Consider the following 17,033-nt stretch of genomic DNA (forward strand, 5'->3'; position numbering starts at 1 on the left):
GGTCCACCGCACCTTACCGGACGCTCCAAGGACGCCAACATGATTAGTAAAGAAGGCCTTACCCATCACATCTCCGCGCAGTTCAACGCTGAGCTCGAGGAAGTGCGCAGCCACCTCCTGGCCATGGGCGGGCTGGTGGAAAAGCAGGTCAACGACGCGGTGACCGCGCTGATCGAGGCCGATTCTGGCCTGGCTCAGCAGGTTCGCGAGATCGACGACCAGATCAACCAGATGGAACGCAACATCGACGAAGAATGCCTGCGCATTCTGGCCCGTCGACAGCCGGCGGCGTCCGACCTGCGGCTGATCATCAGCATTTCCAAGTCGGTGATCGACCTCGAGCGCATTGGTGACGAAGCGACCAAAATCGCCCGTCGCGCCATCCAGTTGTGCGAAGAAGGCGAAGCCCCGCGGGGTTACGTCGAGGTTCGCCACATCGGCGATCAGGTCCGCAACATGGTGCGTGACGCGCTGGACGCCTTTGCCCGATTCGACGCCGACCTGGCGTTGTCGGTGGCCCAGTACGACAAGATCATCGACCGTGAATACAAGACCGCCCTGCGTGAACTTGCCACCTACATGATGGAAGACCCGCGCTCTATCTCGCGGGTCTTGAGCATCATTTGGGTGCTGCGCTCGCTGGAACGGATCGGCGACCACGCACGCAATATCTCGGAGCTGGTGATTTACCTGGTGCGCGGCACCGACGTGCGGCACCTGGGCCTCAAGCGCATGAAAGAAGAAGTTGAAGGCACAAGTGGCGAAACCGCTAATGTTCCGGGCAAAGCTGACGATAAGTAAGATTGCCTGAGAAAAGCGCCCGGCCTTTTGGCCGGGCGTTTTTGTTTGTGGTTGATGAATTCGAAAGCAGCACCCGCGAACGAAATGTCCCGGCGTGACTGAAGGTTTTTGGCAATGTGCCATCAGCAAAGCGGTATGCTTGCCGGGATTTTTTAAAGGGGTGATGGATGAGTAAGGTCAGTGTGTTGGTCGTGGACGACGCGTCGTTCATTCGTGACCTGGTGAAGAAGTGCTTGCGCAACTACTTCCCGGGGATCCGGATCGAAGACGCGGTCAACGGCAAGAAGGCTCAGTCCTTGCTGGCACGGGAAGCGTTCGACCTGGTCCTGTGCGACTGGGAAATGCCGGAAATGTCCGGGCTGGAGCTGCTGACCTGGTGCCGCGAGCAGGACAACCTCAAGACCATGCCGTTCGTGATGGTGACCAGTCGTGGCGATAAAGAGAACGTCGTCCAGGCGATCCAGGCCGGGGTTTCGGGTTACGTCAGCAAGCCGTTCACCAACGAGCAACTGCTGACCAAGGTCAAGCAGGCCCTGAACAAGGTCGGCAAGCTCGACACCTTGATGAACAGCGCGCCGACCAAAATGAACTCGGCGTTCGGCAACGATTCCCTGAGCGCATTGACGGGCGGTAAGGCTGGCGTGGTCGCACCCGCCGCGGCGCCGGTCAACCCGTTCGCCAAACCTGCCGCCGCCGCGCCAGCCCCGGCGGCCGCTCCGTCTCGCGGTCTGCTCAACAGCCCGCCGATCAAGCCTCCAGCGTCCTCCGCAGCGCCAACGGGCGGTCGTGGCCAGGGCCAATTGCGCCTGCCGAACGGCATTCAGCAATGTGTGATCAAGGCCTTGAGTCTCAAGGAAGCCTTGCTGGTGGTGAAACGCACCGACACCCTGCCGCAAGTACTCGACAGCGCCGTGCTCGACCTGGAGCAGGGCGATAACGCCGAGACCGCCCGTCTGAACGGCTACCTGCACGCCATCGTCGCCCACGAGCAGAAACCCGACAGCGAGTGGCTGCAACTGACCTTCCGCTTCGTCGATCAGGATGCGCAGAAGCTCGACTACATCTCGCGATTGATCGCACGTGGTACGGCGCAGAAGCATTTCGTACCGGGCGCGTAATCTGTACCGCTGATCGGCTGATCGTTCCCACGCTCTGCGTGGGAATGCCTCCCCGGACGCTCCGCGTCCGCTTCGGTGGGACGCGGAGCGTCCCTAGCTGCATTCCCACGCGGAGCGTGGGAACGATCATTTGAAACATCTGCCGACTACCCGGGTCCATTGCAGCTGCTAGGCTCCTACCCAGGCCTTACTCGACAGAATCTTGCCCATGCTCGCGCGCCTGCTGTTTTTCTGCGGTCTTTTCATGGCATCCACCTCGGCGATGGCCATGACGATCTACAAGTCCACCGACGCCAATGGCGTGGTCTCCTACAGCGACCGCCCCACGACGGGCTCCAAGGTGTTCGTTTTTCGTGATCGCATGGTCGAGAATCTTGAGCGTCAGGTGTACCTCGTTATCACGAAGAAGAAGGGCGTGGACAGCGTTTACGTGCGCAATGACCTGTATGCGCCGGTAGAAATCGAGTTGAGCTTCGGTGGGCTGAAGAACGTCAGTGGTGCGCCGAGCCGGCCGATTCACCGGGTGATGCCGGCACGCAGCAGTATTCGTCTGGCGCTGCTCACCGCCACGCAGTCCGAAAGGCCGCTCGCGTATACCCCAAAATTTGAATACTCCCTGGGCGACCCCTCAGGGGCCGCCATGGCCTATCGATACCCGTTGCCCTGGCGCGGTGGACCGTTTCGGCTGAGTCAGGGCGCCAACGGTCAATACAGCCACTTTGGTCCAAAGAACCGCTACGCCATGGACATCGCCATGCCCGAAGGCACGCCGATCATCGCGGCGCGAGGCGGTGTGGTGGTGAAAACCGAGAATGCCCAGACCGGGCGCGGCACCGATCCGTCGGGTAATTTCGTGCGGGTGCTGCACGATGACGGGACGATGGGCGTGTACCTGCACCTCAAACAAGGTTCGGTGAGCGTTCGCGAGGGGCAACGGGTGTCGGTGGGGAGTCCGCTGGCCTTGTCAGGCAATACCGGCAACAGCAGCGGGCCGCACCTGCATTTCGTGGTGCAGCGCAATACCGGGTTGGGGCTGGTGTCGATTCCGTACCAGTTCAATCAACCGGTGGGCAACTTGCCCAACTTTGCGTTGGGCAAACAATAAGGCCATAAAGCAAAAGATCGCAGCCTGCGGCAGCTCCTACAGGAGTACGCGTTCGGCGTAGGAGCTGCCGAAGGCTGCGTTCATTTGGGGTCAATGCGGTTCACCGCATTGCACTCAATCGAGCATCAACACCTTGGCCAGAATGATCTTCGGCCCTTTCATCTTCTTGATGATGATCCGCAAGCCTTCGACTTCCAGCACTTCTTCCTCTTCCGGTACCCGTTTCAGGGTTTCGTAGACCAGCCCGGCGAGGGTTTCGGCTTCGATGTGGTCCAGATCGATGCCCAGCAGGCGCTCGACCTTGAACAATGGCGTGTCGCCGCGCACCAGCAGCTTGCCCGGTTGGTACGCGAGGATCCCGCGCTCAGCCTTGCGGTGTTCGTCCTGAATGTCGCCGACCAGTACTTCCAACACATCTTCCATGGTCAGGTAGCCGATGATGTTGCCATCGGCTTCTTCGACCAGGGCGAAGTGCGAGCCGCCTTTGCGGAACTGTTCCAGCAACTGCGACAGCGGCATATGGCGCGAAACCCGCTCCAGCGGCCGGGTCAGCTCGGCGAGGTTGAACGACTCCGGAATGTGGTCCAGGGCTGCCAGTTCCAGCAGCAGATCCTTGATGTGCAGCAGGCCGACGAACTCCTGACGATCGCTGTCGTACACCGGATAACGGCTGAATTTGTGGCGACGGAACATCGCCAGGATTTCTTTCAGCGGCGCGTTGAACTCCAGGGTCACCAGGTCTTCCCGGGAATTGGCCCAGTCGACCACTTCCAGCTCGCCCATTTCCACCGCCGAGGCCAAAACACGCATGCCTTGGTCGCTCGGGTCCTGGCCACGGCTGGAGTGCAGGATCAGTTTCAGTTCTTCACGGCTGTAATGGTGCTCGTGATGCGGGCCGGGTTCACCTTGGCCAGCAATACGCAAGATCGTGTTGGCGCTGGCGTTGAGCAGGTAAATCGCCGGGTACATGGCCCAGTAGAACAGGTACAGCGGCACGGCGGTCCACAGCGACAGCAATTCGGGTTTGCGAATGGCCCAGGATTTCGGGGCCAGCTCACCGACCACGATGTGTAGGTACGAGATGACGAAGAACGCGGCGAAGAACGATACGCCTTTGACCACTTCGGCCGACTGCACGCCAACGGTCTCAAGCAAAGGCTCGAGGATGTGCGCGAACGCCGGTTCACCAACCCAGCCGAGGCCGAGGGAGGCGAGGGTGATACCCAATTGGCAGGCCGACAGGTAAGCATCGAGCTGACTGTGAACGGTGCGCAGGATGTGTCCGCGCCAGCCGTTTTTTTCAGCGATGGATTCGACCCGGGTCGAGCGCAATTTGACCATGGCAAATTCCGCCGCAACGAAAAAGCCGTTGAGCAAAACCAGGATCAGAGCAAAAAGAATCATGCCGAAATCGGCGAAGAGTGTCGCGAGGGTCAAGCCAGGGGATGGGTCCATGATGGAGTTTTGCGGGTTCCGTGTATTCAAAAAAGGGGGAAATGCGGTGCCTGAAGGACAGGCACAAGTCAGCCAATGTAGCGGCTGACCGGTTGCTTGCCTAGTGGCGCGTGCCGGCCGGTATCAGTCGGTGGCGCTGATGACCCGGGATTTGGTGACCTGGGCCGGCGCAAAATGGCAGGTAAAGGTGCTGCCGTGGCCCGGCACACTGCTGATTTCCATCCGTGCGCGGTGGCGCAGCAGCACGTGTTTGACGATCGCCAGGCCGAGCCCTGTGCCGCCGGTGTTGGAGTTGCGGCTGGAATCGACGCGGTAGAAGCGTTCGGTCAAGCGCGGCAGGTGTTTGCTGTCGATGCCGATGCCCGAGTCCTGCACGCTCAGGTGGGCGCCTTGCTCATCGCCCCACCAGCGAATGCGGATATTGCCTTCCGCCGGGGTGTATTTCACCGCGTTGAACACCAGATTGGAAAACGCGCTGCGCAATTCGGCCTCGCTGCCCTTGAGCAGAATCGTCGGGTCGGCTTCCAGGGTGATCTTCTGATTGCGCTGGGCGGACAGTTGCTGAGCGTCGCTCTTGATCGATTGCAGCAAGCCGTCGATGGCCACCGGCTGGTTGTCCGACGGGTAATCGGTGGCTTCCAGTTTGGCCAACAGCAGCAAGTCGTTGAGCAACGTCTGCATGCGTCCGCCTTGCTGCTGCATCTGCTGCAGGGCACGGGACCAGCGCGGGTTCACGTCCTCGACATTGTCGAGCAAGGTTTCCAGATAACCGCAGATCACCGTCAACGGCGTGCGCAGTTCATGGGAGACGTTGGCGATGAAGTCTTTGCGCATCTGTTCCAGTTGATGGATACGCGTCACGTCGCGCACCAGCATCAAGTGTTCGTTGTTGCCGTAGCGGGTGATGTACAGCTGAATGCGCAGACGGTCGTTGATCGGTGAAGGGATTTCCAGCGGCTCGGCGTAACTGTCCTGCTCGAAGTATTCCTTGAAGCGCGGATGGCGGACTAGGTTGGTGACCGGTTGGCCGCTGTCTTGCGGGGTCTTGAGGCCGAGCAGGGTTTCGGCGGCTCGGTTCCACCATTCGAGGTTGCCGTCGCTGTCGAGCATGATCACCGCGTCTTTCAGCGCAGCGGTAGACTCCTGGACCCGGTCGATCACCGCTTGCAGGCGCCCGCGCACTCGTTGGTCGCGGCGTTGCAGGTGGTAGATGCTGTCGAACACTTCGCCCCACAGGCCATAGCCATCGGGCGGTGCCTCATCGGATTTGTGCAGGCGCAGCCATTCGTGCAGACGCAGCAGTTGCTTGAGGGTCCAGGCCAGGTAAAGGCCCAGGCCCGCGGCGAGGCTCCAGCCGTAGTAGCCGGTAATCAGGCCGATCACCAGGCAACCGGTCACCAGCAAAAGCATGTGGCGGATCAGGGTGCCATGCCAGTTTTGGTTCACTTGAACGCGCGTCCTTGTCAGCTTGTCGGGCGGGGAAACTCCGGATCAGGCTTTGGTAGAAAACCGGTAGCCGGTGCCGCGCACGGTTTGTACCAGATTTTCGTAAGCATCGCCGAGGGCTTTGCGCAGGCGGCGGATGTGCACGTCGACGGTGCGCTCTTCGACATAAACGTTGCCACCCCAGACCTGATCCAGCAACTGGCCGCGGGTGTAGGCACGTTCCTGGTGGGTCATGAAGAATTGCAGCAGGCGGTATTCGGTCGGGCCCATCTCGGCGGGTTTGCCGTCGATGGTCACACGGTGGCTGATCGGGTCCAGCAGCAGGCCGCCGACTTCGATCGGCGTCTCACCATCGGTCGGACCGGCACGGCGCAGCACGGCCTTCAGGCGCGCAACCAGCTCACGTGGGGAAAACGGTTTGGTGATGTAGTCATCGGCGCCGACTTCCAGGCCCTGGATCTTGTTGTCCTCTTCGCCCTTGGCGGTGAGCATGATGATCGGGATGTCCCCGGTCAGCTCATCGCGCTTGAGGCGTCGGGCCAGCTCGATGCCGGACGTGCCGGGCAGCATCCAGTCGAGCAGGATCAGGTCCGGCTTGCGGTCGACGATGATGGCGTGGGCCTGTTGCGAGTTCTCAGCCTCCATGCAGTCATAGCCGGCCATTTCCAACGCCACGGCGATCATTTCGCGAATGGGCGCTTCGTCGTCGACGATCAGAATGCTCCTGCCAACCATGCCTTTAATCCTCTTGTCATTTAACTGTCTTGCGCCGCATTAGATAACGGAATTATTGCAGTCGTGTGACAGTATTTTAGTCGCTCGGCGGTTGTCATGATCCTGAACTAAGCTCTAAGTCCGAATCCTGACAACCACAAAGGAAGGTTTCCATGAAGCAATACTCGCATTCGTTCAAAGCCCTGCTGTTGGCCGCTGCCTTGGCGTTACCGACAATGGCCTTTGCTGCCGAGCCCGTCATGATGAAAGGCGGTGTGATGGCTGACCATAAGGGCATGACCCTGTACACGTTCGACAAGGACACTGGCGGCAAGTCGGTGTGCACCGGTCAGTGCGCAGAAAACTGGCCGCCGTTCAAGGCGGAGGCGGGTGCCAAAGCCGAAGGTAAATGGACGATCGTCAAACGTGACGATGGCACGATGCAATGGGCTTACGACGGCAAGCCGCTTTATTACTTCGTGAAGGACAAGAAACCTGGAGACAAGGAAGGCGACAAAATGAAGGACGTCTGGCACGTCATCACCAACTCCGGGCCGAAAATGTAAACCTGTAGCAGCTGGCGCAGCCTGCGTTCGGCTGCGCCAGCTGCTACATAAAAGCGTGCCCATCAACGCAGCGCGTAATCCAGCACGATCCCGACAAAAATCGCCAACCCGGCCCAGTGGTTGTGCAGAAACGCCTTGAAGCAACGCATCCGGTCCTTGCCTCGGGTGTACCAAAACTCCCAAGCAAAACAGCCCGCCGCCGCCAGCAATCCGAGGTGGAACCAGCCACCGAGCTCGAATTTCGACCCGGCCAGCAACAGGCAACCCAGCGCCATCCCTTGCAGCGTCAGAATGATCACCCGATCCGCCTCGCCAAACAGAATCGCCGTGGATTTCACGCCGATCTTCAAGTCGTCGTCGCGGTCGGTCATGGCGTAGTAGGTGTCGTAGCCCACCGTCCACAGCAGGTTGGCGATCCACAGCAACCACGCCGCCGCCGGCAGTTCACCGGTTTCGGCGGTGAACGCCATCGGCATGCCCCAAGAGAACGCCGCGCCCAGCACCACTTGCGGGTAATAGGTGTAGCGCTTCATGAACGGGTAAGTGAAGGCCAGAGCCAAACCGCCGAACGACAACCAGACCGTTGCCGCATTGGTGCACAACACCAGCAGGAAACTCACGCCCATCAGCAGCGCGAAGAACACCAGTGCTTCTCTGGAACTGATCTTGCCACTCACCAAGGGTCGCTGTTCGGTGCGCTTCACGTAGCCATCGACCTTGCGGTCTGCCCAATCGTTGATCACGCAGCCGCCGGCGCGGGTCAGCACCACGCCCAGGACGAAAATCACGATGTTGGCCAACGAGGGCGACCCTTTGCCGGCAATCCATAGAGCCCACAGCGTCGGCCACAGCAGCAGATAAATGCCGATCGGTTTGTCCATGCGGGTCAACTGAATAAAATCCCAGGCCCGTGGATTCAAGCGATTCAGGGACTTGAGCAGGCTCTGGTACATCAGCAATTCTCCGGATGGGCGCGGGTGGCGTGCCACAAGGTCGGCAAGAAAATTTCGGCCACCAGCACGCTCAAGGCCCCGCGGTCGAAACGCGAACGGCGGCCCCACAGTTCAGCTGCCCGGGACTCCATCGGCAGCCACTCCTGAGGATAGTGACAAACCTCAATAGCGCGGCGCTGGAACGCCTGATCGCAAAACAGCAATTCGCCCAGGGAGCGGCTGCCCAACTCGTCCATGTGCAGACCGTCGCCCTGCAACGCACTGCGCGCCGCTACGCTGCGCGCAAACACCCAGGCTTCGCCGTGGCCGCGCAGATACACCTCGCGCACCCAGCCCTCGCTGCCTTCGGCCAGGTCCAGCGCGGCACATTCGTCGGGGCGCAGTGATTGCCAGCCTTCGAAGAGTGGCGTGACGCTGAAGCCATCATTCGACAAACGGATCAACCGTCGAGTCAAAGAGCCTTCGTCGAACAACCAGTCGAGCGTAGACGTGTCGGGGAGGGGCGTCAGTTGGCTGCGAGGGAGCCAAAGCGGGGTCACGGCGGGGGATTTTGAGTGCGGCACAGTGAGTCATTATTGGCAGCAAATGAGGCGGCGAGCTTACCATGTCAGCCTGCGATTTTGATTGATCCGGCCGGCCATTGCGTCGAACAGGCTTGCATCTGCCGGGCCCGATCAGTACAAAACGCGCTGAGCCGGACGGCAGCGCTCCAATCATCGACCGTTCGCGCCAGTAAGAATCTGATTTCTGAGGATGAACCGAATGAAAAAGTGGCAATGTGTGGTTTGCGGCCTGATCTACAACGAAGCTGAAGGTTGGCCGGATGATGGTATTGCCCCAGGCACCCTGTGGCAGGACGTGCCGGAAGACTGGTTGTGCCCGGACTGCGGCGTGGGAAAGATGGATTTCGAAATGATCGAAATCGCTGCATAAAACAATTAGAGGAGTAAGGAATGAACGCACCTGTCGTGATCGTCGGCACCGGGCTGGCCGGCTACAACCTGGCCCGGGAGTTTCGCAAACTCGATGGCGAAACCCCGCTGCTGCTGATTACCGCCGATGACGGACGCTCCTACTCCAAGCCGATGCTCTCCACCGGCTTCGGCAAAAACAAAGACGCCGACGGCCTGAGCATGGCCGAACCCGGCACCATGGCCGAGCAGTTGAAGGCCGAAGTGCGTACGCACACGCGCATCAGCGGCATCGATCCTGGCCACAAGCGCTTATGGATCGGTGAGGAAGCGGTGTTTTACCGTGACCTGATCCTGGCCTGGGGCGCAGAAACCGTGCGAGTGCCGATCGAAGGCGATGCGGCTGACGCAGTCTTCCCGATCAACGATCTGGAAGACTACGCACGCTTTCGCGCAGCGGCGGCCGGCAAACGTCGCGTGTTGCTGCTGGGTGCCGGCCTGATTGGTTGCGAGTTCGCCAACGACCTGATCCTCGGCGGTTACGAGGTGCAACTGGTTGCACCGTGCGAGCAGGTCATGCCGACCCTGTTGCACCCGGCGGCGGCCGCTGCGGTCCAGGCCGGTCTGGAAAGCCTGGGCGCACGCTTCCACCTCGGGCCGGTGCTCAATCGCTTGCAGCGCGTTGCTGACGGACTGGAAGCGCATCTGTCCGATGGCCAGGTGATCCCTTGCGATGTAGTGGTGTCGGCCATTGGTCTGCGTCCGCGCATCGACCTGGCGGCTGCGGCCGGTGTGCAGGTCAATCGCGGCGTGGTGGTCGATCGTCAGCTGAAAACCTCTCACGCCAATATCTATGCCCTGGGCGACTGCGCCGAAGTCGATGGGCTGAATCTGTTGTACGTGATGCCCCTCATGAGCTGTGCGAGAGCGCTGGCCCAGACCCTCGCCGGAAACCCGACGGCGGTGAGTTATGGCCCGATGCCCATCACCGTTAAAACGCCGGTCTGTCCCTTGGTGGTTTCACCGCCGCCACGGGGTTTGGAGGGCGTCTGGACAGTCGAAGGGCAGGGTGCGGACATCAAGGTATTGTGCCGCGATGCCAGCGGCAAACTGCTGGGTTATGCCCTGACAGGCGCGGCGGTGATGGAAAAACTGGCCCTGAACAAAGAGCTTCCGGCACTGCTGGCGTAAATACCGGTCGTTCTGTCGGAATCACCCCTCTTTTGCCCCTACAAAGGTCGCGCCGAGACTGGCGCGGCTCTTCGCTGCGTGCCATCCTCACTCCCGTCTGCCGCAGAGTAGAGCATCTGCGGCGCTTTGGGCGCTGTTCCAACGAGAACAGCACGGACATAACAACAAAAAACCGTCAAAGGGGCTTCACTAATGCGTAAACCAGAACTCGCCGCTGCAATTGCTGAAAAAGCAGACCTCACCAAAGAGCAGGCCAACCGCGTTCTCAACGCCGTTCTCGAAGAAATCACCGGCGCTCTGCACCGCAAGGACAGCGTCACGCTGGTGGGCTTCGGTACCTTCCTGCAACGCCACCGCGGTGCCCGCACCGGCAAAAACCCGCAAACCGGTGAGCCCGTCAAAATCAAGGCCAGCAACACTGTTGCGTTCAAGCCAGGCAAATCGTTGAAAGACAGCGTTAATCCGTAACACGCACCGACTTCCCGCGTAGCGCGGGAGCGGGATAAAAAATGGGCACGCCAACTGGGTTGGGTGCCCATTTTTTTTGGTTCTTCACAGCCTTGTTGGGCTTTGCGCAGGATGCGCTGACTCAGTTGACCGATCCGCCCAGTCCCTGCTTCCGCCCGTTGCATCAGCTACGCATACCCTCGACCGACCAGCGGTTAAACGCACGTGTTTTGCAGGCAACGTCGCCGATCTGGCTGAGAAAAAACTTCTATAAAAATCGCAAGCTGAAACGTATCAGCTTCAGAAAAATATTAAATTATGCACAAATGCATTTTTTTCTTGACCCATAAGATTGAGTCTCTTAAGGTTAATTCGCTGTATGTGCATACAGTATTTTTTGATCAATATTTATTCGAATCCATTCATGGACGAGGCATTACCCTATGAAAAGCAACACTGAAAAATTCGGCAAAACGCCCCATCAATCCAGCCTCTGGACCCGCGCTGATGCGCTGAAAGTCCGCGCGGACGATCCCACCACCACCCAACCGCTGGTCAGCGCGGATTTCCCGGTATTGAGCAACGAAGTGTTCATCTGGGACACCATGCCGCTGCGCGACATGGATGGTAACGTGACGTCCGTCGATGGCTGGTCGGTGATCTTCACCCTGACTGCCGATCGTCATCCAAACGACCCGGAGTACATCGACGAGAACGGCAACTACAACATCACCCGCGACTGGAACGATCGCCACGGTCGGGCAAAGATGTACTACTGGTTTTCTCGTACCGGCAAGGACTGGAAACTCGGCGGCCGTGTGATGGCTGAAGGGGTTTCGCCGACCGTTCGCGAATGGGCCGGTACGCCGATCCTGTTGAATGACCAGGGTGAGGTGGACCTGTATTACACCGCCGTCACTCCGGGCGCGACCATCGTCAAGGTGCGGGGCCGGGTGGTGACCACCGAACATGGCGTCAGCATGGTCGGCTTCGAGAAGGTCAAGCCGCTGTTCGAGGCCGACGGCAAGATGTACCAGACCGAAGCACAGAATTCTTTCTGGGGCTTCCGTGATCCATGGCCATTCCGCGACCCGAAGGACGGCAACCTGTACATGCTGTTCGAGGGCAACGTGGCCGGCGAGCGCGGCTCGCACAAGGTGGGTGAAGCGGAAATCGGCGATGTACCGCCGGGTTATGAAAACGTCGGCAACTCGCGCTTCCAGACCGCCTGTGTCGGCATCGCCGTGGCCCGTGACGCGGACGGCGACGACTGGGAAATGCTACCGCCGCTGCTGACCGCTGTGGGGGTCAACGACCAGACCGAACGCCCGCACTTCGTGTTCCAGGACGGCAAGTACTACCTGTTCACCATCAGCCATACGTTCACCTATGCCGATGGTGTGACCGGGCCGGACGGGGTGTACGGTTTTGTCGCGGATTCGCTGTTCGGCCCTTACGTGCCGTTGAACGGTTCCGGCCTGGTGCTGGGCAACCCGTCTTCTCAGCCGTTCCAGACCTACTCGCACTATGTGATGCCCAACGGCCTGGTGACCTCCTTTATCGACAGCGTACCGACCGACGAAACCGGCACGCAGATTCGTATCGGCGGCACTGAGGCGCCGACGGTGGGCATGAAGATAAAAGGGCAGCAGACGTTCGTGGTGGCCGAGTACGACTACGGTTTTATCCCGCCGATGCTCGACGTCACGCTCAAGTAATAGCGATACAGGGCTTTCAGGCCGCGGGTTTGAGGTCGATGAAAAAACCGTTGTGGATATGATCGAGATATCCCGCCTGATTCACTGCGACGTTGCTCGCAAGCCCCATTGAACAATGTGTAGTAACAGCCCTTCGTTGCTGGTTGCAAGGATGCAGCCAGTAACGGGTATCTTCCCTCCGCTACCGCCTCCTGTTCGTCAGGCCAGCATTTTGCCTCGCGTTTCCTTCAGATTCGCAGTCACCCGCGACACCCTTGCCTCTGGCGAACACCTCCTCTTGCCGGGTGTGTAAAGGGCTTCTACCTCCAACTCACCACCACAGTGAGCCAAACAGCGCCAGTCACGGCGCTACTCGCCATGCCTGGCGCACCAATAAAAAGGTTCTTCACGGTTTTCCGGGGAAGAACCATTTTTTTATGGGGGGCGGAGTACTTTTTTCTTGGTCGATCAACTGACTCGGCTTTGTTTCCTGGCGAGAATCGCCGACATCTCCGGCTCATCCAGATGATCCAGCATTCGCTCCACCAACAGATGCACGCCGTCGGCCATGCGGCTGAGCGCCAGGGCTACGGAGCGGCGGGAACCGTCCACATCATCGGCGAGGTTGGCGGCGATGGCGCTGATGGACAGCAAATCTTCCGAGGCATTGGCGAGAAGGGTTTCAGGGTTGATACCCGGGCAGACGCTGAAGAGCTGGCCGTTGCGTTTTGGTGGTTTGGGGTCGGCTGGCGGGAAGTGATGGTCGAGGGCGCGCTCGGCGGCTTCGTTGAGTTTGTTTGAATCGGGGCTTTCGTAGGGGGAGACCGGATCGGTGTCGGGTGGGTTTGGTGTGACCTTGAACATGATCTTCAATTCCTTGAATGATGCTGACAACACTTCGCCGACTAAACGAAGGGGTGGCAGCTGTACGCAGGTTAGTCGGACCGGGGAATTGAAGAAGCCGGCGCACCCGAAGGTGCCCTACGCACAGCCACCATCAAATGCAGGTAGGAAATACCTGTCTGACAGAAGCTTGTGCAACTTCAATTACCAGCGAGCGACTAAACCCGATCACTGATGGGCAGTGACGAGAACCAAGTTACCGACCGCCCCCAAGGCGCACAAGCCGGCGGATTCTGGCGTAGCCGTAGGCAACGGCGCAAGGTGTTGTAGCTTGCAGGAAGTAACCTTGAGCCGTTTTAAACAAGCACTGTCGGGCGGTGTTTAATTGACGGAAAGCTACTTGAGAGTGGTGTCGGCCACGCTGCCCCTTAAGCGCTACACAATCGAATCAATATCCAGATGAAATGGCGTGCCCACGGCATGCCCTCCGGTCATTGCCGCAATGGCTGCGTCGTGGTCTTCGGCGACCGGTGGAATCATCGCCAGTTGTTCCTGAACGATGTTTTCCGGGTGCATGGTCCAGCGCAGAAGGTTCTCCTGTACCCACTCGGGCTGGTCGGCGTAGCTACCGTAAACGTCGGCCTCAGTGACTCGCTGCCCGCGCAGGGTTACCAGGCGATCCCGGGTCATCTGAATCTTTTCCTTTTCGTCCCCTAGAGCCTCGGTCTTTTGCGCGTCTTGATGGTAATTGGCGTGAGCGCTGGGGTTCTTTTCTATGTTCCGTTTGATGTCGTCCAGTTGTTTGCTGATGTTTTTCAATGCGCCGTCGACCCATTCGAATTCTCGCAGGGTCACCAGTGAGCGCTTGAGCTCCTGTGCCTCCTGCCAACGGCGCAGGCTGGCCCAGCAGCCGGGTATGTAGCTGCCGACCATCGAGTGATCGGAGGCCTCCGTCATCTGCCGCAGGAGTGAGCCACGTTTGGGCAGACCATCGAGCTGATGCAACGCCTCTGCACAGCCGTGATCGTTGATCGTGCTGCAACCCGGCTCCCACAGAATCGAGGACTTGTGCTCTTTGCCAGATACCACTGGCATGAAGTGGCGCAGCTTGCCGTGGTGCCCGTAGGGCTCGCCCCTGAAGTTGATCATGTTCACAACCAGGTATGCCAAGCCAATGACGGGGGTCAGCACAATTATCGCCCCATGCTTGTAATACATCGGCACGGACGGCGTATTCATCCACGTGGCGGGCACGCTCGGCACGGGGTCGTTGTGTTTGACGATACGGTGATGGCTCAGAGGGTGGGCGCTTTCGACAAAAGTAGCATCGCCAGCGCGGGGTGCGCCGTAGGTGTAGAGCACGATGTTCGGCGCATATCGTTTATTGCGTCGCAACATTTCAGCCAATATCAGCGCCGCCGCTCCGCCCAGACTGTGCCCTGTAATCAGCAGTTTTTGTCCGCTGTAGAATTTTTCCAGGTAGCTCACGACAAACGGGTAGGCGACCTTGGCGGCTCCGTAGAAGCCGTTGTGAACCTTGCCTTCTCCTTCTTCAAAAGGAACCTGCTGGGCATGCATATCACGCAGGCCGTCGGGCAGTAGTTCTTGGGTTCCGCGCACACTAACCAATATCAATTCGTCGTGATGGGTGATGAAGGCTTGGGTGTCCGTGCTGTTTTTATTATTGCGATCATCGAGAAAGTGCAGTTTGGCCGGGTGTTCCTGCTCATCTCCCAACTCTGGATTGTTGACCTCGGGGTAGAGCAACGGGTCGAACGGCACCACTTCCAGCCGTTTTGAATAAGGGACCTCTTCATACAGCGGGTAGTACTTCTTCGTCTGTGTAGCATCGACTTTCCACAACTCATCAAACTGCGGCAATGCATGGCCGAACCAGTTACCGCTGGTTGGCTGCAAGGGGAAGCTCACGCTGTCTGTTTTGACCGGTTGTGTGTTCGGCTCCTGACCAAAGTCGGTGTAACTCAGGGTCGACATCAAGGCCAGTTGATAGAGGTTGAGTGCGCAAAATTCGTCGCCGGTCGACAACATCGGGCGTAGCGCTCTCATTGGCCGCACTTCCATCACATGGTGTTTGTTCGGCAGCAGGGCGATGCCCTTTGGTTTGGGCGGTGGCGGGAAGAAACCCAACTCGACCGTGGCCATGTCCATCTGACTGAAGACCCCGTTTAGCCCTCCATCCGGGGCGCTTTTATCGACAATTGTGAAAGCTCTGGTTTTGAGAGTGGATCGCAGCAGTTTGTGCACCACCATATTGGGTGGGTCGCGACGAAAGGCCAGGGGCGGCAAGTGCGCCACGTGCTTTACCAGTTCACTCACTTCAACCTGGTAATAGGTAGTGGGGGCAGCGAGGTCTTTTGCGGGATTGGCTTGGGTTCGTACGCCTGATTTGTTGAAGAAGCGGGTTTTTTCGGCGCGTACTTGGAGTTCGGTGATGGGGAGTGGGTAGTGTTTTCTGCGAATTAGCTCGCTGTAATCATCATTACTCCCTTGATACGCCTGACTGAGTTTGAGTACCACCGGTCCACAAAAATGGTTCGTAACTTTGCCGGCGCCGTTCGCATCTAACTTGCCTGAGTAGACAGTATCTTCGTAGTCGGTGACCTCGAAGGGCAAACCTGCATATGGCTTACCATCACCAAACTCGTCCACTAACTGAAAACTCGTCGAATGGCCACGCAAAGGGCAGGCGTGGATGTTGCCCTGCATGAATGGTGCATCATTGGCGGATAAAGCTTCAACGCTCATGGGGTCTCATCCTTGTTTTCCGTACAGCCTGGGTAAATGGTGCAGATCCGCTCATCCACCATCTTGAATGTGCTGAAATCTTTATGGTTGCCGTAACAAAACGCATGCTGGTCTTCAAAACCTTTCCCCATGCAGCGCTTCCAGCCGTTGGGCACCTTCACCCATGTGTCTCCCATGTAAGGCTCTTCATCGACGGCCAACTTGACCTTAAGCGTTACCGTTTTCCCCGGTAGTTGATCTAGCGTGTAAGCCGTAGAAGGACGACCTTTGGTGACGATCCCCTGCGCATCAGTGTTTTTGCAGTAGAGGATTTTTATGAGGTAACGCTCGGGGCCGACAGTACGGAAAAACCACTGGCATTCACCGAAGAACTCACCTGTGCCGTCATCGCTGAACGTGCCCATGTGTCGCTCCAACAACTCTGGACGCACGGCAAATGAGGCGAAGTCATAGCTGCTGTCACTTCGTTCCGGGCCAAAAACGCCTATGACCTTGAGCTCCACAAGGTTCAACGCCATCGGACAGTCGCTCACGGTCCTGTACAGCTCAATTTCGGCAGTGGCCTCGTATTCCATGTTGGGTTTATTGAAGCTGACCTGAAAATTTCGCCCTCCGGGCAAGCTGCATGTTTCCCCTTTGGCGGGGATGTAGATGGCTTTCAGCTCGTACTTGAAGTTGGGCGGGAAGTCGGGGACGAAGGTAAAAGTATTTGGCTTACCGACAGCAGAGCAACCCAGGGTCAGGGCGAGGCAACTGCTGAGTGTCAGGCTTTGAACGATTCGTTTGATGTGCGGGACATATCCCCGCGAATACAGCGCTTTCTGATGCGTCATGGCGTTACGTCCTTGTTTTCCGTACAGCCTGCGTAAATGGGGGAAGTGTGGCGACCGGCCGGTATGCGGAAGGTGCTGGTGTATCCGCCGCAGCCGATAGCAAGTGTTTCTCCGCATACACAATCAAACTCACTTCCCTTTTGCGCTTACCTTTGATTATCCAGGGAATTTTCCACACAAAGCGTTC

At 58.6% G+C, this 17,033-nt stretch carries 17 protein-coding genes; 9 read left to right on the forward strand and 8 right to left on the reverse strand.

Features of this window, described 5'->3' with window-relative positions:
* Positions 1 to 39 precede the first annotated feature (39 nt).
* The 3 genes from phoU (at position 40) to JFU47_RS17700 (ending at position 3,024) form a co-directional block, all read left to right on the forward strand.
* Positions 40 to 801, forward strand: coding sequence for a phosphate signaling complex protein PhoU (phoU, locus tag JFU47_RS17690; protein WP_008150055.1), 762 nt, complete (start codon positions 40 to 42; stop codon positions 799 to 801).
* A 167-nt stretch (positions 802 to 968) separates the two neighbouring features.
* Complete coding sequence (locus JFU47_RS17695; protein WP_140675657.1) at positions 969 to 1,919, forward strand: response regulator; 951 nt, start codon at positions 969 to 971, stop codon at positions 1,917 to 1,919.
* A gap of 208 nt (positions 1,920 to 2,127) precedes the next feature.
* A complete protein-coding gene (locus tag JFU47_RS17700; RefSeq protein ID WP_201184616.1) occupies positions 2,128 to 3,024 on the forward strand; it encodes a peptidoglycan DD-metalloendopeptidase family protein in 897 nt (298 codons plus the stop codon).
* 114 nt (positions 3,025 to 3,138) lie between these two features.
* On the opposite strand, the gene JFU47_RS17705 is transcribed toward JFU47_RS17700, so the two are convergent.
* The 3 genes from JFU47_RS17705 to phoB all read right to left on the reverse strand — a co-directional run bounded on the left by JFU47_RS17705 (position 3,139) and on the right by phoB (position 6,660).
* Entirely contained in the window at positions 3,139 to 4,479 is a 1,341-nt protein-coding gene (locus tag JFU47_RS17705) for a hemolysin family protein (RefSeq protein WP_140675651.1), read from the reverse strand.
* Positions 4,480 to 4,602: 123 nt separating this feature from the next.
* Positions 4,603 to 5,889, reverse strand: a complete 1,287-nt coding sequence (gene phoR / locus JFU47_RS17710) for a phosphate regulon sensor histidine kinase PhoR (RefSeq protein WP_207203026.1) — start codon at positions 5,887 to 5,889, stop codon at positions 4,603 to 4,605.
* 81 nt (positions 5,890 to 5,970) lie between these two features.
* Entirely contained in the window at positions 5,971 to 6,660 is a 690-nt protein-coding gene (gene phoB, locus JFU47_RS17715; protein WP_046045002.1) for a phosphate regulon transcriptional regulator PhoB, read from the reverse strand.
* Between the two features lie 152 nt (positions 6,661 to 6,812).
* Between phoB and JFU47_RS17720 the strand changes: the two genes are divergently transcribed.
* The gene (locus JFU47_RS17720) at positions 6,813 to 7,205 is read left to right on the forward strand and encodes a COG4315 family predicted lipoprotein (RefSeq protein WP_201184620.1); all 393 of its coding nucleotides are present in this window, start codon (positions 6,813 to 6,815) and stop codon (positions 7,203 to 7,205) included.
* 62 nt (positions 7,206 to 7,267) lie between these two features.
* Here JFU47_RS17720 and ubiA read toward each other — a convergent pair whose 3' ends face one another.
* A complete protein-coding gene (gene ubiA / locus JFU47_RS17725) occupies positions 7,268 to 8,158 on the reverse strand; it encodes a 4-hydroxybenzoate octaprenyltransferase (RefSeq protein ID WP_201184621.1) in 891 nt (296 codons plus the stop codon).
* Positions 8,158 to 8,721, reverse strand: a complete 564-nt coding sequence (locus JFU47_RS17730; RefSeq protein WP_201184623.1) for a chorismate lyase — start codon at positions 8,719 to 8,721, stop codon at positions 8,158 to 8,160. Before JFU47_RS17730 ends, ubiA begins: the two co-directional genes overlap by 1 nt.
* 199 nt (positions 8,722 to 8,920) lie before the next feature.
* Here JFU47_RS17730 and JFU47_RS17735 point away from each other — a divergent pair, with 199 nt between their 5' ends.
* From JFU47_RS17735 to JFU47_RS17755, 5 genes are all read left to right on the forward strand, one after another.
* The gene (locus JFU47_RS17735; RefSeq protein ID WP_046045006.1) at positions 8,921 to 9,091 is read left to right on the forward strand and encodes a rubredoxin; all 171 of its coding nucleotides are present in this window, start codon (positions 8,921 to 8,923) and stop codon (positions 9,089 to 9,091) included.
* A gap of 20 nt (positions 9,092 to 9,111) precedes the next feature.
* Positions 9,112 to 10,260 (forward strand): NAD(P)/FAD-dependent oxidoreductase, encoded by a 1,149-nt coding sequence (locus JFU47_RS17740; RefSeq protein WP_201184625.1) that lies wholly within the window; start codon positions 9,112 to 9,114, stop codon positions 10,258 to 10,260.
* Positions 10,261 to 10,452: 192 nt separating this feature from the next.
* A complete protein-coding gene (locus JFU47_RS17745) occupies positions 10,453 to 10,728 on the forward strand; it encodes an HU family DNA-binding protein (RefSeq protein WP_003213368.1) in 276 nt (91 codons plus the stop codon).
* Between the two features lie 41 nt (positions 10,729 to 10,769).
* Positions 10,770 to 11,057: a hypothetical protein gene (locus tag JFU47_RS17750; RefSeq protein ID WP_140675636.1), complete on the forward strand. Its 288-nt coding sequence runs from the start codon at positions 10,770 to 10,772 to the stop codon at positions 11,055 to 11,057.
* A gap of 93 nt (positions 11,058 to 11,150) precedes the next feature.
* Positions 11,151 to 12,425 (forward strand): glycoside hydrolase family 68 protein, encoded by a 1,275-nt coding sequence (locus tag JFU47_RS17755; protein ID WP_201184628.1) that lies wholly within the window; start codon positions 11,151 to 11,153, stop codon positions 12,423 to 12,425.
* Between the two features lie 447 nt (positions 12,426 to 12,872).
* On the opposite strand, the gene JFU47_RS17760 is transcribed toward JFU47_RS17755, so the two are convergent.
* From JFU47_RS17760 to JFU47_RS17770, 3 genes are all read right to left on the reverse strand, one after another.
* Entirely contained in the window at positions 12,873 to 13,268 is a 396-nt protein-coding gene (locus JFU47_RS17760) for a DUF6124 family protein (RefSeq protein ID WP_201184630.1), read from the reverse strand.
* Positions 13,269 to 13,682: 414 nt separating this feature from the next.
* Entirely contained in the window at positions 13,683 to 16,013 is a 2,331-nt protein-coding gene (locus JFU47_RS17765; RefSeq protein ID WP_201184632.1) for a lipase family protein, read from the reverse strand.
* Positions 16,010 to 16,801 carry a hypothetical protein gene (locus JFU47_RS17770; RefSeq protein WP_201185257.1) on the reverse strand — a complete coding sequence of 264 codons (792 nt, stop codon included), beginning with the start codon at positions 16,799 to 16,801 and terminating at the stop codon, positions 16,010 to 16,012. The genes JFU47_RS17765 and JFU47_RS17770 overlap by 4 nt, the downstream gene beginning before the upstream one ends.
* Positions 16,802 to 17,033: the final 232 nt, after the last annotated feature.

It is taken from the genome of Pseudomonas sp. TH39(2020) (assembly GCF_016650715.1).
Lineage (GTDB): Bacteria > Pseudomonadota > Gammaproteobacteria > Pseudomonadales > Pseudomonadaceae > Aquipseudomonas > Aquipseudomonas mandelii_C.

Excerpts from the sequence above, each read along its gene's own strand:
- JFU47_RS17740 (WP_201184625.1), top strand. The coding sequence starts at position 9,112 with ATGAACGCACCTGTCGTGATCGTCGGCACCGGGCTGGCCGGCTACAAC.
- JFU47_RS17705 (WP_140675651.1), bottom strand. The coding sequence starts at position 4,479 with ATGGACCCATCCCCTGGCTTGACCCTCGCGACACTCTTCGCCGATTTC.
- JFU47_RS17745 (WP_003213368.1), top strand. The coding sequence starts at position 10,453 with ATGCGTAAACCAGAACTCGCCGCTGCAATTGCTGAAAAAGCAGACCTC.
- JFU47_RS17750 (WP_140675636.1), top strand. The coding sequence starts at position 10,770 with ATGGGCACGCCAACTGGGTTGGGTGCCCATTTTTTTTGGTTCTTCACA.
- phoR (WP_207203026.1), bottom strand. The coding sequence starts at position 5,889 with ATGCTTTTGCTGGTGACCGGTTGCCTGGTGATCGGCCTGATTACCGGC.
- JFU47_RS17735 (WP_046045006.1), top strand. The coding sequence starts at position 8,921 with ATGAAAAAGTGGCAATGTGTGGTTTGCGGCCTGATCTACAACGAAGCT.
- JFU47_RS17695 (WP_140675657.1), top strand. The coding sequence starts at position 969 with ATGAGTAAGGTCAGTGTGTTGGTCGTGGACGACGCGTCGTTCATTCGT.
- phoU (WP_008150055.1), top strand. The coding sequence starts at position 40 with ATGATTAGTAAAGAAGGCCTTACCCATCACATCTCCGCGCAGTTCAAC.
- JFU47_RS17760 (WP_201184630.1), bottom strand. The coding sequence starts at position 13,268 with ATGTTCAAGGTCACACCAAACCCACCCGACACCGATCCGGTCTCCCCC.
- ubiA (WP_201184621.1), bottom strand. The coding sequence starts at position 8,158 with ATGTACCAGAGCCTGCTCAAGTCCCTGAATCGCTTGAATCCACGGGCC.
- JFU47_RS17765 (WP_201184632.1), bottom strand. The coding sequence starts at position 16,013 with ATGAGCGTTGAAGCTTTATCCGCCAATGATGCACCATTCATGCAGGGC.
- JFU47_RS17720 (WP_201184620.1), top strand. The coding sequence starts at position 6,813 with ATGAAGCAATACTCGCATTCGTTCAAAGCCCTGCTGTTGGCCGCTGCC.
- phoB (WP_046045002.1), bottom strand. The coding sequence starts at position 6,660 with ATGGTTGGCAGGAGCATTCTGATCGTCGACGACGAAGCGCCCATTCGC.
- JFU47_RS17755 (WP_201184628.1), top strand. The coding sequence starts at position 11,151 with ATGAAAAGCAACACTGAAAAATTCGGCAAAACGCCCCATCAATCCAGC.
- JFU47_RS17700 (WP_201184616.1), top strand. The coding sequence starts at position 2,128 with ATGCTCGCGCGCCTGCTGTTTTTCTGCGGTCTTTTCATGGCATCCACC.